At 50.5% G+C, this 1,256-nt stretch carries 1 protein-coding gene; it reads right to left on the bottom strand.

Annotation, left to right across the window (positions count from 1 at the left end; genetic code table 11):
- Positions 1 to 24: 24 nt before the first annotated feature.
- A complete protein-coding gene (locus OKC27_RS22675; protein ID WP_024943479.1) occupies positions 25 to 1,161 on the bottom strand; it encodes an ISAs1 family transposase in 1,137 nt (378 codons plus the stop codon).
- Positions 1,162 to 1,256 lie beyond the last annotated feature (95 nt).

The following is a 1,256-nucleotide window of genomic DNA, read 5'->3' as shown; positions in this document are numbered from 1 at the left end:
CAGGGCGAGAGCGTGAACATATTGTTAAATTGACTTCAATTCAGCCAGCCCTGAATCCAATACCTTTTCCAGATATGGGCTGCTCATGCCCGCAAATTGCTGCTTCTTCCGCAAGCTTGCCTTACGGCTGGTTTCGGCTCGCAGCATGTTTTGCGCCATGTGTCGTGCACAGGCCAATATTTGAGGGGCATCACCTCGATATATCTGGCAGGCATCCTCATTCATCACGACATCCAGAACCCAGTGCAGGCTATTTTCAATTGCCCAGTGCCCTCGTACCGCTGAAGCAAACTGCTCTGGTGTCAGTTCAGCCGAGCTGATGTAGTAGCGATACTCCATCGAAAATTTTTCCATATTTTCAATTCGATAGGATATTGCGACACCGACAGTCTTCAGCGATTTCCACTCTGGAAATTGCTCTGATAGTGCTCCGGCTGGTAACACATGGTACTCGCGGCCATCGATGCGACCGTGCTCTTTCTCGACACTGAGCGTTTCTTCACTCAGCGGCTTCTTGGTCGACTCGGCCAGAGCTGCGCGTACTGCATTATGCAGTGTGGGCTGGTTACCTTTTACCGCCAGCAAGTAGTCGCCACCGCCCTTGACTATGGTTGAGGCTATTCCAGTCTGGCAGCCCATGGCATCGATGGATACCAGGCAGCCTTTTATATCGAGGAGTGCCAGTAATTCAGGAATGGCGGTGATTTCGTTAGATTTCTCATCTGTTTTGACTTGCCCGAGCACCAGACGATTCTCAGCGGCAAAGGCACTGACCATATGAATGGTAGACTGACGACTGTCTCGGTCGTAAGAGCTGCGTAAGGTCTTGCCGTCAATGGCAATCAGCTCACCATCGGTACGTTCTGATGTTGCTTGCATCCAGCGGACGAAGGCGTTCTGGAATTGCTCCGGTTGAATACGGGAGATGATCCTGGCTATGGTGTCGTGAACAGGTAATCCGTTATGAAACAATCCATTACGCTGAAACCATTCCAGATGTGCCTCGCCGAAAAGCTCGATATCTTCCCAACCTTGAGCTCCACCAATAGCAGCACAGACGGTGAGAAAAACCACATCGAAGAAGGGGTACGCGATTTTGGTTGTCTGACGAGGGTCTTCAAGTTCGGAGAAGAATTGGGTAAATGCCGCTTGATGGTTCATGACGAAACTCCCGTAAAAGAGAGTATAAGATCACACCCTGTTCGGTCGGTCAAATCCTCGTGCCCTGCTTAAAAAACGTTCGCGATCTTGCCCTG

This window comes from Aeromonas sp. QDB62, from assembly GCF_027705695.1.
GTDB lineage: Bacteria > Pseudomonadota > Gammaproteobacteria > Enterobacterales > Aeromonadaceae > Aeromonas > Aeromonas allosaccharophila.
Note: the sequence above shows the minus strand (reverse complement) of the source record. Positions and strands in the feature narration are given on the sequence as shown.